11 protein-coding genes are annotated in these 14,958 nt (G+C 29.2%); all 11 read left to right on the top strand.

Annotated elements, in window-relative coordinates:
- The first annotated feature begins 49 nt into the window (after window positions 1–49).
- The 11 genes from NJU99_RS06730 (at window position 50) to NJU99_RS06780 (ending at window position 14,798) form a co-directional block, all read left to right on the top strand.
- Window positions 50–1,612, top strand: coding sequence for a type I restriction-modification system subunit M (locus tag NJU99_RS06730; RefSeq protein WP_254577960.1), 1,563 nt, complete (start codon window positions 50–52; stop codon window positions 1,610–1,612).
- Between the two features lie 14 nt (window positions 1,613–1,626).
- The gene (locus NJU99_RS06735) at window positions 1,627–2,520 is read left to right on the top strand and encodes a PDDEXK nuclease domain-containing protein (RefSeq protein WP_254577961.1); all 894 of its coding nucleotides are present in this window, start codon (window positions 1,627–1,629) and stop codon (window positions 2,518–2,520) included.
- Window positions 2,513–3,739 carry a restriction endonuclease subunit S gene (locus NJU99_RS06740; protein WP_254577962.1) on the top strand — a complete coding sequence of 409 codons (1,227 nt, stop codon included), beginning with the start codon at window positions 2,513–2,515 and terminating at the stop codon, window positions 3,737–3,739. The genes NJU99_RS06735 and NJU99_RS06740 overlap by 8 nt, the downstream gene beginning before the upstream one ends.
- 35 nt (window positions 3,740–3,774) lie before the next feature.
- Window positions 3,775–5,256 (top strand): hypothetical protein, encoded by a 1,482-nt coding sequence (locus NJU99_RS06745; RefSeq protein WP_254577963.1) that lies wholly within the window; start codon window positions 3,775–3,777, stop codon window positions 5,254–5,256.
- A gap of 83 nt (window positions 5,257–5,339) precedes the next feature.
- Window positions 5,340–5,621: a type II toxin-antitoxin system Phd/YefM family antitoxin gene (locus tag NJU99_RS06750; protein WP_254577964.1), complete on the top strand. Its 282-nt coding sequence runs from the start codon at window positions 5,340–5,342 to the stop codon at window positions 5,619–5,621.
- Complete coding sequence (locus NJU99_RS06755) at window positions 5,618–5,944, top strand: type II toxin-antitoxin system RelE/ParE family toxin (protein WP_254577965.1); 327 nt, start codon at window positions 5,618–5,620, stop codon at window positions 5,942–5,944. The genes NJU99_RS06750 and NJU99_RS06755 overlap by 4 nt, the downstream gene beginning before the upstream one ends.
- On the top strand, window positions 5,941–8,856 hold the full coding sequence (locus NJU99_RS06760) for a type I restriction endonuclease subunit R (protein ID WP_254577966.1): 2,916 nt from the start codon (window positions 5,941–5,943) through the stop codon (window positions 8,854–8,856). Before NJU99_RS06755 ends, NJU99_RS06760 begins: the two co-directional genes overlap by 4 nt.
- Before the next feature lie 123 nt (window positions 8,857–8,979).
- On the top strand, window positions 8,980–9,660 hold the full coding sequence (locus NJU99_RS06765; protein WP_254577967.1) for a HesA/MoeB/ThiF family protein: 681 nt from the start codon (window positions 8,980–8,982) through the stop codon (window positions 9,658–9,660).
- 139 nt (window positions 9,661–9,799) lie between these two features.
- The gene (gene carB, locus NJU99_RS06770) at window positions 9,800–13,039 is read left to right on the top strand and encodes a carbamoyl-phosphate synthase large subunit (RefSeq protein WP_254577968.1); all 3,240 of its coding nucleotides are present in this window, start codon (window positions 9,800–9,802) and stop codon (window positions 13,037–13,039) included.
- The gene (locus NJU99_RS06775) at window positions 13,039–13,482 is read left to right on the top strand and encodes a Sua5/YciO/YrdC/YwlC family protein (RefSeq protein ID WP_254577969.1); all 444 of its coding nucleotides are present in this window, start codon (window positions 13,039–13,041) and stop codon (window positions 13,480–13,482) included. Before carB ends, NJU99_RS06775 begins: the two co-directional genes overlap by 1 nt.
- Window positions 13,483–13,496: 14 nt before the next feature.
- On the top strand, window positions 13,497–14,798 hold the full coding sequence (locus tag NJU99_RS06780) for an ATP-binding protein (protein ID WP_254577970.1): 1,302 nt from the start codon (window positions 13,497–13,499) through the stop codon (window positions 14,796–14,798).
- The last annotated feature ends 160 nt before the right edge of the window (window positions 14,799–14,958 follow it).

A 14,958-nucleotide genomic window follows, 5' to 3' on the forward strand; every position in this document is an offset into this window, starting at 1 on the left:
AAAGTTATAGTAAAATAATTTTTATAAATTATATAAGGATTTTAAGCCTATGGGCGAAGAGAATAAAAAGAGATTAGAACAACAGCTTTGGAATATAGCAAATGAACTTAGAGGAAAGATGGATGCAGATGATTTTAGAGACTATATCCTAGGTTTTATTTTCTATAAGTACCTTTCTGAAAAGATGGAAAACTACGCAAATGCTGAACTAGAAGAAGATAACTTAACATACACACAACTAGATGAAAAAGACCCATATCATCAAGAACTATTAGAAGCTCTAAAAGAGTACTCTATAGAATCACTTGGATTTTTCCTAAAACCAAATGAACTTTTCTCTCAAATTGCTCTTAGAGGAAATGGCGATACAAACAATTTTATTTTAGATGATTTAACACAAATACTAAGACATATAGAGTCATCAACTATGGGTAGTGAGAGTGAAGAGGATTTTGAACATCTATTTTCTGATTTAGATTTAAGCTCACAAAAACTTGGACGAAGTGAAGAGCAGAAAAATACTCTTATCTCAAAAGTGCTTTATCACTTGGACAATATCGACTTTGAACTAAAAAACCATGATAGAGATGTATTAGGTGATGCTTATGAGTATTTAATAGCACAGTTTGCAGCGGGAGCTGGTAAAAAAGCAGGGGAGTTTTATACTCCTCAACAAGTATCAAAAATATTAGCTCAAATAGTAACACTAGGAAAAGATAAACTAAAATCAGTATATGACCCAACTTGTGGTTCTGGTTCACTACTTTTAAGAGTTGCAAAAGAGGTAAAAGATGTAGCTGATTTCTACGGTCAAGAGAGAAACCCAACTACATATAACCTTGCTCGTATGAATATGATTATGCATGATGTTCACTATCGAAAGTTTGACATCAAGCAAGAAGATACCCTAGAGCATCCACAGCATATAGACAAGAAGTTTGAAGCAATAGTTGCTAACCCACCATTTTCCGCCCAATGGTCGGCAAATCCACTTCACCTAGGTGATGATAGATTTTCTCAATACGGTAAACTAGCACCCAAAACAAAAGCAGATTTTGCTTTTGTACAGCATATGATACACCATCTTGATGATATGGGTACGATGGCTCTAGTACTTCCTCACGGAGTGCTTTTCAGAGGTGCAGCAGAAGGTCACATAAGAAAGTACTTAATCGAAGATAGAAACTATCTTGATGCAGTTATTGGACTGCCTGCAAATATCTTTTATGGTACTTCCATTCCTACGTGTATTTTAGTATTTAAAAAGTGTAGAGAATCAAGTGATGAGGTACTTTTTATAGACTCTTCAAAGCATTTTGAAAAGGCAAAGAATCAAAACTACCTAAGAGATGAAGATATAGAAAAAATAGTATCTACATATAGTAAGAGAATCCAAGAAGATAAATACTCATACAAAGCAACACTTGATGAGATAAAAGAAAATGACTACAATCTAAATATTCCAAGATATGTAGATACCTTTGAAGAAGAAGAGCCTATAGATATAGATAATGTAAGTAGTGAACTAAAGCAATTAGAACTTGATATGAAAACTACTGATAAAATAATTCAGGGCTTTTGTGATGAGCTTGGAATAGCTACGCCATGTTAGATCAGGAGCATAAAATGCAGATAGATAAAACAGATTTGGATAAATATAAATCTTGGCTTGAATCTTTGAAAGAAAAGTTTCAATCCTCTCAAATAAAAGCTTCAATACAAGTAAATTCTACTTTACTAGAATATTACTGGAATTTAGCTGGTGAGATAATTGAAAAAGAGAAAAGTCATAAGTGGGGAACTGGTTTTTTAAAACAGTTAAGTTCTGATCTTATGAAAGAGTTTCCTGATGTAAAGGGTTTTTCATATCGAAATATTAGATATATAAAACAATGGTATCTATTTTGGCAACAAGCTGTTGCCAATTTGGAAAGTGAAATTTGGCAACAGCTTGTTGCCAGATTATTTCTGATACCTTGGGGACATAACTTAGTTATCATATCTAAGAGTAAAAGTATAGATGAAGCGATATATTATGTTAATAATACTATTAAAAATGGTATAAGTAGAACAGTTTTAGTTCATCAAATGGAAACAAATCTTTATAGTAGAGAAGCAAAAGCTTTAACAAACTTTTCTCAAACCTTACCAGATATGCAGTCTGATTTGGCAAGAGAGGTGACAAAAGATCCTTATGTATTCGATTTTTTAACTTTAAGTAAAGATTATCAAGAGAGAGAACTTAAAACAGTAGATTTTAAACCTGAGTTTGCTGGAAAACTAAACTTTTATATCTCAGCAGTAGATGGGGAACTAAAATCAAAAGAAGATAATCCAACTATAGGGATACTAATCTGCAAATCAAAAAATGATACAGTAGTAGAGTACTCTCTAAAAGATATTAATAAACCTATGGGAGTAAGTGAATATGAATTAACTCATGTACTTCCTGAAAATTTAAAATCATCATTGCCAACTATCGAAGAGATAGAAGCTGAATTGGAGATGTTAGATGAATAAAATACCACAACTTAGGTTTAAAGAGTTTAGTGGAGAGTGGGAAGAAACTAAGTTAAAAATAATAAGTAAAAAAATTGGAAGTGGAAGTACGCCAAGAGGTGGAGAAAAAGTTTATAAAACTTCTGGTATTCCATTTATTAGAAGTCAAAATGTAAATTATAATAAACTTATTTTAGATGATGTATCCTATATTGATGAAGAAACTCATTCTATTATGAAAAATAGTTCAGTAAGAGCAAATGATATATTATTGAATATTACTGGTGCTTCGATAGGAAGATCTTGTGTTGTGCCTTCTTCTTTTAATGAAGGTAATGTAAATCAGCACGTATGTATTATAAGATTAAAAGATAAATACATATCTAGTTTTTTACAGTCATTTTTATCTTCATATAATGGACAAAAACTTATTTTTCAAGGACAAACTGGAAGTGGTAGAGAAGGAATTAATTTTCAATCAATTGGTGCTTTTAAAATTAATTCACCTTCAAAACAAGAGCAAGAAAAAATTGCCTCTTTTTTGACTCAAGTTGATAGAAGAATAGAACAACTAACAAAAAAAGCAAAGCTACTAAGAGATTATAAAAAAGGCACAATGCAAAAGATATTTTCACAAGAGATAAGATTTAAAGATGAAAATGGAAAAGATTACCCTAATTGGGAAGAGAAATTACTTGGACAAATAGCAGATGTTAGAGATGGTACACACGATTCACCAAAATATTATGAAGAAGGATACCCTCTTATAACATCAAAAAACTTGTTACAAAATGGAAGTATTGATTTTGAAAATATTAATCTAATTTTGGAAGAAGATTTTAATAATATAAATAAGCGTTCGAAGGTAGATATTGGAGATATATTATTTGGTATGATTGGAACAATAGGAAACCCTGTTATCGTAAATCAAGATGGTTTTGCGATTAAAAATGTTGCATTAATAAAAGAGGTAGAACAATTATTAAACAAATTTTTAATTCATTATTTAAAAAGTACATTAATTGAAAAACAATTTTATGAACAAAATACTGGTGGAACTCAGAAGTTTATAGCATTAGGAGTTATTAGAAGTTTAAAAATAAAACTACCTTTTTTAGAAGAACAAACAAAAATAGCAAACTTCCTATCCTCAATTGACACAAAAATTGAACAAAACCAAAAAGCCTTAGAAAAAACAAAAGAGTTTAAAAAAGCACTATTACAACAGATGTTTGTGTAAAGAGATCAAAGTCAAAACAGAAAAAGGATATAAATATGGCTAAATGTTCAATAGAACATTGCAATTTAGATGTATATGAATCTGATAGTAAATGTATTTTGCATTGTCAAAAGCATGAATATTCTGTTGATTTTAATAAAATAGGTTTTTTAAAAGCTTTTTATGATGAATTAGTTAATTCAATCATTAGAGAATTAAGTAGTGATTATAGTGAACAAAAACTAAGCTTATATTTTAAAGATGAACTTGATGAGGCTGATAGTTATTCTGTTGATGAGTATATTAAAGAGGAAGTAATTGTTTTTAATAATATCTATTTCCCTCAAAGTAAAGAAATAGATAGTTTCGATTATACGAAAATCTTAAAGAGATTAGGACAAATTCATTTTAACTATTGTGAATTTTCTACTAGTTATTTGGATTTAGATTCAACTAAATGTTTCTTTCAAGATTGTAAGTTTCACAATGGTCTTTCTTTATCAAATATTCCAGTCTTAGAAAATGAATTAAATGTTTTATTTCAAAAGTGTGAGTTTGGTAATACTGTTAGTTCTTCTCCTTGGGATAAACAACTTGTTATTGATTCACCTTTATTTTCTGATTGTTCTTTTACAAAGATAAACTTTGATAATACTATTTTTAATGAAGCTATATTTAAAAACTCTAAAGATTTTGATGGAAGTATTAAAGAGTTGGAAATATATGATAGTGTTTTAAAAAAAGAGTTTGTTTTAGATTATCATAGTATAGATTCTTTAATTATAAGAGATACGCAGTTTCAAGAGCCTTTACATATGTATAAGTGTAGAAATATCAATGAACTCAATATTACCAATTCTTCTTTTGAAAAAAGTGTCGATTTCTATAATTCTAGTTTAGGAGCATTTTATACTTCTAATACTTTGTTTTCTGAATTTGTAAATTTTGAATATTGTGAATTTGGATTAGGTGAGGGTATAGAAGAGTACTTTAAAGCGAAGTTTGATTATACGACATTCAAATCATTTATAAATTTTAGAAATACTTTTTTCTATAGTGGTTTAGATTTGAGTCTGACAAATCTAAAAGAGAATCCAAACTTTTTAAATACAACCATTGATTATAAATATACAAATAAAGAAACATTTAGAATTATAAAAAACTCATTTGATAAAGTAGGGAATTTTTCAGATGCTAATAAGTTTTTTGCTAAAGAAATGCAAAAGGATTTAAATGAAACATTTTTCTTAGATAGTCCTGCCAAAAAGCTAATGTTATGGTTTAATCTTGGTATATCAAACTTTGGTCAGTTTTATTGGCTGCCTTTACTTTATATCATAGGATTTTCTTTTTTACTTAGTTTTATAAATTATGAAGAGTTAAAATGTTGTGAGATATTAAACCCCTTAGCTAAGACTTTACCTTTTGGTAGGTTTTTAGATGAAGGAAAAGAGTTTGTGCATCTTTTAGTATATATAGTTTATTCTGTCTTAATCTACCACTTTATTGTATCAGTAAAAAGAATGATAAAGAGATAGTTCATAGCTATATAAAATTTGTTTAAAAATAAATATTGTGTTATAATACTCAATATATTACGGAAAATTACGAGGAAAATATTATGGTAACATACACAGCAGATGAATTAATACCATCATCAGAATTAGCTAAGAAGTTTGGAACTTACCTTTCTCAAATCAAAGACCACTCTGTAGAGAAACTTGCAGTTTTAAAAAACAACAAAGTTGAAGCAGTGCTTATTTCAAAAGATGAATATGAAGTATTAAAAGAAGCACTAAAACAAGTAGAAGCTCAGCAGATTATGAACTCAATTCAAAATGGTTTAGATGATGTACAAAAAGCTAAAACAAAACCAATAGAAAAGTTATGGGATGAACTGTGACTATAGAGTATAGTGACAATTTTTTCAAAGAAGCAAAGAAACTATCCAAAAAATACAAACTTTTAAAAACTGATTTAAAAGAAGTAGTAAAAGGAATAGAAGAGAAAAAAGACTTAGGTGTATCACTTGGTTTTAATCTTTTTAAAAAAAGAGTTCCAAACTCTTCTATTCCTACTGGTAAAAGTGGTGGTTTTAGAGTTATTATCTATGAGCGAATTGAAGATAAAATAGTTTTAATATCAATATATTCGAAAACTCAAAAAGATACTTTAAGTGATGAAGAATTAAAAGCTATTTTAAAAGAGTATATGGAAAGCAAATGAGCATACAAAGCGAAGCAGTATTAGAAGAAAAACTTATCAAACAATTAGCCTCACAAGGCTTTGAAAATGTAAGTATCAAAGATGAAGAAGCCTTAGAAGCAAATCTAAAATCACAGCTAGAAAAGCACAATAAAACAACTTTCAGTCAAAGTGAATTTAAAAAGATACTAAATCACCTAGGAAAAGGCAATGTCTTTGAAAAAGCACAACTTTTAAGAGATAAGTTTGTATTACAAAAAGATGATGGCACAAAAGAGTATATAGAGTTTTTAGATTGTGAGTACTGGTGTCAAAATCTTTTTCAAGTTACAAATCAAATCAGTATAAATGGAACATACAAAAATAGATATGATGTAACACTTCTAATAAATGGACTTCCATTAGTTCAAATTGAACTAAAAAGAAGAGGCTTAGAGTTAAAAGAAGCTTTTAATCAAATTAATCGTTATCAAAAACACTCATATAGTGCAAATCATGGACTTTTTAACTTTGTACAAATCTTCATCATAAGCAATGGAGTAAATACAAAATATTATGCCAATAATAAAAAGCAAACCTTTAAACAAACTTTCTTTTGGGCAGATAGTGAAAATAAAAACATCAGAAATCTAGATGAGTTTACTACAGCCTTTTTAGAAAAGTGCCATATCTCAAAAATGATATGCAAGTATATAGTTTTAAATCAAACAGATAAAATACTTATGGTCTTAAGACCTTATCAATTTTATGCAGTAGAAGCAATAGTTGATAAAGTGCAAACTTCTAATAAAAACGGATATATCTGGCATACTACAGGAAGTGGTAAAACACTTACTTCTTTTAAAACTGCTCAAGTTTTGATGAAGCTTCCAAAAGTAGACAAGGTAGTCTTTGTAGTAGATAGAAAAGATTTAGATTATCAAACAACAAAAGAGTTCAATAGCTTTAGTCATGGAAGTGTTGATGGAACTGATAATACAAAAGCATTAGTAAAACAGTTTGGAGATGATACAAAACTAATAGTAACAACTATACAAAAACTAAACACAGCTATTAAGAAAGTAAGATATAGCGAAACTATGGAGAAACTAAAAGATAAGCACATCGTCTTTATCTTTGATGAGTGTCATAGAAGTCAGTTTGGAGAAACTCACCTAAATATAAATAAATACTTCCAAAACAATCAAATGATTGGATTTACTGGAACACCTATCTTTAAAGATAATTCAGCTTCAAATAAACTAGGTCGTAGAACTACAGCAGATCTTTTTGGAGAGAGACTTCATAGATATATAATCACAGATGCAATTTCAGATGAAAATGTATTGAAGTTTTCAGTTGAGTATGTGGGAAGATATAAAGAGAAAAAAGATAGTGCTACATATATAGATATGGAAGTAGAAGCCATAGATACAAAAGAGTTATTAGAAAGTGAGGATAGAGTTGAAAAGATAGTTGATTATATCTTAGCAAATCATGATAGAAAAACACATAGTAAAACCTATACAGCTATGATGACAGTAAGTTCTGTAGAAATGCTTATTAAATACTATGAAGCTTTTAGAGCAAAAGAGCACAAGCTAAAAATAGCTACTATTTTTTCTTATAGTGCAAATGAAGAAGATAAAGGTGCTGATGGTTTATATGAGAGTGATGGGGCACATATAGATGAAACACATATAAATAAACACAGTCGTGAAAAGCTAGATGAGTATATAAGTGATTACAATAAAATCTTTGGAACAAAACATAGTACAAAAGACTCACAAAGTTTTTATAACTATTATAATGACATTTCAAAAACAGTAAAAAGAGGTGAGATAGATATACTACTTGTAGTAAATATGTTCCTAACAGGTTTTGATAGTAAAAAATTAAATACTTTATATGTGGATAAAAACTTAAAACATCATGGACTTATACAAGCTTTTTCTAGAACAAATAGAATATTAGACGATAAAAAATCCCAAGGAAATATTATCTGTTTTAGAAATCTAAAAACTGCAACAGATGATGCAATAGCAATGTTTTCTAAAAAAGAAGCAAAAGATGAAATACTAATGGAACCATATGAAGAGTATGTATTAAAATTTAATAATGGTTTCATAAAGCTTTTAGGTATAGCCCCAAGTGTAAGCTCAGTAGATATGCTAATAAGCGAAGATGATAAGTTAGAATTTATCAAAGCTTTTAGGCAGTTGATTAGAGTTCTAAATATTCTAAAAGGATTTAGTGATTTTAAATGGTCTGATTTATCTATGAGCGAACAACTTTTTGAAGATTATAAATCTAAATACCTTGATATTTATGATAGGGTAAAAGCTGAACGTTTAGAGGGAGCTGAAAAAGTATCTATCTTGGAAGATGTTGATTTTGAATTGGAGCTTATTCATAAAGATGAGATAAATGTAAGTTATATTTTAAAACTATTAGCTCGATATAAAGATTCAGATGAAGAAGAACAAAAGAAACAAAAAGAAAATATCTTAAATATTCTTAGCAATAACCCACAGCTTAGAAGTAAAAAAGAACTTATCGAAAAGTTTATCAATGAAAATCTTATGAGTATAGATGAAGATAATATTGAAGATGAGTTTGAAAAGTATTGGGAAGAAGAAAAAGATACTGCATATGAAAAACTATGTAAAGAAGAAGACTTAAATTGTAAAGAAGTTAGAAAGTTAGTGGATAAATATATCTATGAACAGAAACTTCCTCTAAAAGATGATATAGCTCAAACATTAAAGTTCAAACCAAAGCTTTTGGAGAAAAAAAGAATTATTCCAAGAGTACTAGATAAAATAGTGAGTTTTGTTGAGATTTTTTATGATGATGTTGATACTGTTATAAGTATGCCAAAAGTTGGGGAAAATGATATAAATAACTATGAAGAAGAATTATTAGTAGCACAACCGAAACCAGAGTATAATTAGATTAACTAAACTAATTTACTCAAGAATATTTTGATGCAAGTCAAAGAAATTTAAACTAAATGTGTTATCATTACGTCATAATATAATTTTTATAAACTTTACTTATTTACTAAGGATTTAAACATGAGTGAAATTCATGAATTTTTTAACAGACAGATAAAACTATGGGGTGAGGAAACTCAAGACTCATTACAAAATAAAAAAGTAGCTATTATTGGTAGTGGGGGATTAGGTTGTACTTTAGGTATTGCTTTAGGTGCTTCTGGTATTGGTGAGTTTGCTTTTGTTGATTTTGATGAGGTTGGTGTTCACAATATTCACAGACAAATTGGTTTTAAAGTTGGTGATGATGGAAAGCCAAAATGTGAGGTTTTAAAAGAGTTAGTTGAGTCAAGATGTCCTTATACAAAAGTTACAGCTTACAATGAATCTTTTGATGAGTTTGCAAAAAGAGGTTTAGAGTTTGATTTAATTATTGATGCAACTGATAACCTACCAAGTAGAGCAGCTATAAATGAATACTGTATTCAAAACAATCAGCCTTGGATTTATGGTTCAGTTGAAGAATTCCATGGTCAAGTGTGTTTCTTTGAAAAAGCATCTTATGAAGCTGTATTTGTTGTAAATGATAGAAAACCAAATGGAATTGCTTGTCCTATTGTTATGCATATAGGTTCACTTCAAGCAAACTTAGCTATTAGATATTTAACTGGATTACCAGTAAAAAAAGATGTTTTATACTACCTTTCATTTGATGATGAAGGTGTTATTTCTACAAAGAAATTTAACTTACCAACAGCATAAACTATATAAAAATAGCATTATGAAAATATAATGCTATTTTTTCTCACAAAAAACTCTTATACATTTCGTGTAACCCTAGTTTAAGTCCTTTTTAGCTATACTTCCCAAATTTTATAAAAAAACATGTGGGGAATTTTTTATGCCAAAAAGAGAAGATATAAAATCTATTTTACTTATTGGTTCTGGACCAATCGTAATTGGACAAGCGTGTGAGTTTGACTACTCAGGTACACAAGCTACTAAAACGCTAAAAGAACTAGGATACAGAGTTGTTTTAATTAATTCAAATCCAGCTACGATCATGACTGATCCAGAATTTGCTGATAAAACTTATATTGAGCCTATTACAGAAGAAGTTGTTGCTAAAATTATTGAAAAAGAAAATATTGATGCAGTTTTACCTACTATGGGTGGACAAACAGCATTAAATGTTGCAACTACTATGTATGAAAAAGGAATGCTTGATGGTGTGCAGTTCCTTGGAGCTCATCCTGATGCAATTAAGAAAGGTGAAGATAGACATCTTTTCAACGAAGCTATGATTAAAATTGGTATGGATTTACCAAAATCTGCAAATGCTTATTCTGTTGATGAAGCAATGAAAAAAGCAAAAGAGATTGGTTTCCCAGTTATTTCAAGAGCTTCATTTACACTAGCTGGTGGTGGTTCAGGTGTTGCTTACAACATGGACGAGTTCAAAAAACTTGCTGAAGAGGGTATTGAAGCTTCTCCAATCAATGAGATTGAGATTATGGAATCTATGCTTGGTTGGAAAGAGTACGAGATGGAAGTTATCAGAGACAAAAAAGATAACTGTATTATCGTATGTTCTATCGAAAACTTAGACCCTATGGGAGTTCACACAGGTGACTCTACTACTATTGCTCCTGCATTAACTCTTACTGATAAAGAATACCAAGACATGAGAAATGCTTCTTTTGCAATTCTTAGAGAAATTGGTGTTGATACTGGTGGATCAAATGTACAGTTCTCTATTTGTCCAAATACAGGAAGAATGATTGTAATTGAAATGAACCCAAGAGTTTCTAGATCTTCTGCTTTAGCATCTAAAGCTACTGGTTATCCTATTGCTAAGGTAGCAACACTTCTTGCTGTTGGATTTACTTTAGATGAGATTACAAATGACATTACTGGAACTGCTGCTTCTTTTGAGCCTGTAATTGATTATGTTGTTACAAAGATTCCAAGATTTACTTTTGAAAAATTCCCTAAAGCAAACTCTACACTTACAACAGGTATGAAATCTGTAGGTGAGGTTATGGCTATTGGTAGAACATTTAATGAGTCTATGCAAAAAGCATTATGTTCTATGGAAACAGGTCTTGTAGGATTTGATCCAATTTGTGATGATTTAGAAAAAATCAAAGCAGAAATTAGAAGACCAAATGCTGATAGATTAAGATACTTAATGGACGGATACAGAAAAGGTCTTACAAATGAAGAGCTATTTGAATTATGTAATATTGATCCATGGTTCTTATCTAAATTTAGAGAAATCTACAACATAGAAACTTCTATGAGTGATGCTATTCTTACAAATGAAGAAGCGATGAGAGAAGCAAAAACAAATGGTTTCTCAGATGCTATGATAGCTTTACTTGTTGGTAAAACAGAAGAAGAAGTATATAGTGCTAGAAAAGCTTTAGATATTGACTTTGAATACAATGAAGTTGATACTTGTGCTGCTGAGTTTAAAGCACTTACACCATATCTTTACTCTTCAACAAATATTACAAAAATACCAAAAGTTGAAAAACAAGATGATAATAAAAAAGTATTAATCATCGGTGGTGGTCCAAATAGAATTGGACAAGGTATTGAGTTTGATTATTGTTGTGTACACGCATCATTTGCTTTAAATGAAATGGGTATCAAAACAATCATGTATAACTGTAATCCTGAAACTGTATCTACTGATTATGATACATCAGATGTATTATACTTTGAGCCAATTGATTTTGAACACGTAAGAGCTGTAATTGAGCAAGAGAATCCAGATGGTATTATTGTTCACTTTGGTGGTCAAACTCCTCTTAAATTAGCAAATGCTATTACAGATGTTGGTGGAAAGATTATTGGTACTACTGCTGAAGTTATTGATTTAGCTGAAGATAGAGAAAAATTCTCTACATTTGTAGAAAAAGCAGGATTATTACAACCTGATAATGGTACAGCAGTTGAAGTTGAACAAGCTATTGAAATTGCTGAGAGAATTGGATACCCAGTACTTGTTAGACCTTCATTCGTACTTGGTGGTAGAGGTATGAGAATTGTATATACAACTTCTGAATTAAGACAATATATGGATGAAGCTGTATCTGTTTCAAATGATGCACCTGTTCTTATTGATAAATTCTTAGATAGAGCAATTGAGCTTGATGTTGATTGTATTTGTGATGGTAAAGAAGTTTATATTGGTGGAATCATGCAGCATATTGAAGAAGCTGGTGTTCACTCAGGTGACTCTGCTTGTTCATTACCTCCTGTTTCAATTTCAGAAGAATTAATTAAACAATTAGAAGAAAAAACAAAAGCTATGGCACTTGGACTTGGTGTAGTAGGTCTTATGAATACACAGTATGCTATTCATAAAGGTGAAATCTACTTAATTGAAGTAAACCCAAGAGCATCTAGAACTGTACCGTTTGTATCAAAAGCTACTGGTATGCCTTTAGCGAAGATTGCAACTAGAGTTATGTGGGGTGAGAGCTTAAGAGATGCACTTGCTGTATATGATAAAGATATTGTTCATGAAGATAATGGTGTATTAAAACCTAAATTAAAAGGTCATATTGCTGTTAAAGAAGCTGTATTCCCATTTAATAAATTATCAGGTTCAGACCCAATCTTAACACCTGAAATGAAATCAACTGGTGAAGTTATGGGTATTTCTGATAACTTTGGTGAAGCATATGCAAAAGCACAAAGTGCTGCTAAAAATGGATTACCAACTGAAGGTAAAGTATTTATTTCATTATGTGATTTAGATAAAGAATTTGCTCCACAAATTGCAAAAGGTTTAGTCGATGAGGGATTCTCTGTAGTTGCTACAGGTGGAACTCACAAAGCTATTACTGATGCTGGTATTGAGTGTGAGAAAGTTCTTAAGATTTCTGAGGGTAGACCAAATATTACTGATGCTATTACAAATGGTGAAATTGCACTTGCATTTAATACATCAGATGGAAAAGAATCATCAAAAGATGATGGTAAAAATATCAGAAGAGCAGTATTAAAAGAAAATGTTCCTTATGGAACAACAGCTGCAACTGCTTTAGCTTGTATTGAAGCTATGAAAGCTCTTAAGAGTACTAATGGTGTAAATGTACAATCTATTCAGGAATTTTTAGCTGACTAATGAACTCATCATTAGTTTATTTAGTACAAACTGATACAACTGTAGGTTTCTCATGTTCTTCACATGAGAGGCTTTCAGATGTAAAGCAAAGACCACGAAGCAAAAAAATACTAAATACAGTTGATTCTTTTAAGACTTTAAATGAAAATACAAGAGTACCTAAAAAATTTAGGAAGCAAGTAAGAAGAGCTTCAAAAACTACATATATTTATCCAAATCTAAAGTCCTTTAGAGTTATAAATAAAGAGTCTTTATTTCATCCTTTTATATCAAAATTTAAGATACTTTATTCTACTTCTGCAAATCTTACTGGAAATAGTTTTGATGAAGAATTTGCTCTAAAAAATAGTGATATTATTGTAAATCAAAAAGATGGCTTTAGCGAAAAGGTTTCATCTTCAATTTATAAAATAAATAAATCAAAAATAGTTAAAATAAGATAAATAAAAGATAGCAAATGTTTTTACAAAGAGAAGAGGAATTAGAACTTTTAAATAAAGATTTTAACTTACCATATGCTTCTTTAGAGTTTATTATAGCAGCTAGAAATACAGGTAAAACAGCACTTATAAGTGAATACACAAAAGATAAAGAATACCTTTACATAGCAAACCATGAGATGATTTCTACACATTTTTTTACTTCCCTTGCAAATATTATTAGTAACTATTTTGATAATCAAGATTGTAAATTTAATTTTTCAAATTTTATTGAGGTTTTAGAGTTTTTAAGTAAACATAAAATCAATAAAAAGTTAGTGATAATATTTGATGATTTCCAAAATATACAAAAGTTAGATAAAACTGCACTTTTTGAGCTTCTTTCTTTTTGGAATAAATGCCTAAAAACTAAAAACATCCAATTAATAATCTCTTCTTCTTTACTCTTTGAAAATAAAGAATTAGAAAAGATAGAGAAAACAGCTACAAATATAATAAAGCTTGAGTACTTAAGCTTTAGTGCTTTAAAAACCTTTTTCCCAAATGTTAATAAATTAGATTTATTATATATATACTCTATTTTAGGGACTAGTACTACAAATTTAAAGTATTACAACACTCAAAAAAGTTTTAGTGAAAATATCTATAATCTTTTTTTATCTTCAAATGCTTACCTTTTTGATTATGGAATAAGAGTCTTGAAAAGTGAGATTTCTGATATAGGAACATATTCTTCAATACTATACGCAATATCTTTAGGAAATACAAAAATAGGTGATATAGCAAGCTTTTTAGATATAAAATCAACTTATCTTTCAAGGTATATACAAAAGCTTCAAGATATGATGATCATCAAAAAAAGTATTCCTCTAGGCGAAGATACAAAAAGAAGTAAGTTTGGAAGATATGAAATAGTAGATAATACTTTAAACTTTTGGTTTTTATATATTTATCCAAATTTAGCTAAATTAAAATTTTCAAAAGTTGAAGATGTAAGTAAGCTAATAGAAGATGATTTTATATCAAAAACAGTTTTTAGAAACTATAAAAAGTGTATAAAAGAGTATATCTTTGAAAATAAAGATACTATTTTTGGATTTAAACCTAAAACTATTGGTTCTTGGTGGGATAATACTAGTACGATTGATTTAATAGCTTATGATAATATTAGCATTACATATGTACAAATTTTATGGGAAGATAAGGATATGGCAAAAATTTCTTATGGAAAACTAAAGCAAAACTCAGAAAAATTTAAATCTTCATTAGAAAAAAATTTCTTAATAATAACGAAAGAAACCTTCTTTAATGTCTTATAATTATGTTGTTTAACATAATAAAATATTTTTTCAAAAATACTTATATATAGACCTATAAAATACTATTATGTTTTAAAACATAATAAATAAATAAAAGATATCAGAAATTGCAAATAATTTAGATATAATTAACTAATAATGTATTAATTAGGAATAAATT

The sequence above is a fragment of the Arcobacter roscoffensis genome (assembly GCF_024267655.1).
Classification (GTDB): Bacteria; Campylobacterota; Campylobacteria; order Campylobacterales; family Arcobacteraceae; genus Arcobacter_B; species Arcobacter_B roscoffensis.

Coding starts and splice junctions, on each gene's coding strand:
- NJU99_RS06730 (WP_254577960.1), top strand. CDS start 50: ATGGGCGAAGAGAATAAAAAGAGATTAGAACAACAGCTTTGGAATATA.
- NJU99_RS06780 (WP_254577970.1), top strand. CDS start 13,497: ATGTTTTTACAAAGAGAAGAGGAATTAGAACTTTTAAATAAAGATTTT.
- NJU99_RS06760 (WP_254577966.1), top strand. CDS start 5,941: ATGAGCATACAAAGCGAAGCAGTATTAGAAGAAAAACTTATCAAACAA.
- NJU99_RS06775 (WP_254577969.1), top strand. CDS start 13,039: ATGAACTCATCATTAGTTTATTTAGTACAAACTGATACAACTGTAGGT.
- NJU99_RS06735 (WP_254577961.1), top strand. CDS start 1,627: ATGCAGATAGATAAAACAGATTTGGATAAATATAAATCTTGGCTTGAA.
- NJU99_RS06745 (WP_254577963.1), top strand. CDS start 3,775: ATGGCTAAATGTTCAATAGAACATTGCAATTTAGATGTATATGAATCT.
- NJU99_RS06750 (WP_254577964.1), top strand. CDS start 5,340: ATGGTAACATACACAGCAGATGAATTAATACCATCATCAGAATTAGCT.
- NJU99_RS06765 (WP_254577967.1), top strand. CDS start 8,980: ATGAGTGAAATTCATGAATTTTTTAACAGACAGATAAAACTATGGGGT.
- NJU99_RS06740 (WP_254577962.1), top strand. CDS start 2,513: ATGAATAAAATACCACAACTTAGGTTTAAAGAGTTTAGTGGAGAGTGG.
- carB (WP_254577968.1), top strand. CDS start 9,800: ATGCCAAAAAGAGAAGATATAAAATCTATTTTACTTATTGGTTCTGGA.